1 protein-coding gene is annotated in these 210 nt (G+C 71.0%); it reads left to right on the forward strand.

The window, feature by feature from the left end; translation table 11 throughout:
• Nucleotides 1-210 (forward strand): hypothetical protein (locus DVDV_RS22920; RefSeq protein WP_175577155.1); only part of this gene is annotated, 210 nt, incomplete at both ends.

The raw sequence follows: 210 nt of genomic DNA on the forward strand, positions 1-210 counted from the left end.
ACCGGCTCCCAGGTCGGTGCCCTGGGCACCCGCCAGATTGCCGCCCTGGGCAACACCCAGATCGCCGCCCTGACCGTTACGGGCATTTCCGGCCTGGACGGCGCCCAGATCGGGGCCTTGTCCCTGACCCAGCTGGCCGCCCTGGCCACCACCCAGATGGCCGGCCCTGTCCACCGCAGCCATGGCCGGATTGACCACGGACCAGGTGAA

This window comes from Desulfovibrio sp. DV (assembly GCF_001936595.1).
Lineage (GTDB): Bacteria > Desulfobacterota > Desulfovibrionia > Desulfovibrionales > Desulfovibrionaceae > Solidesulfovibrio.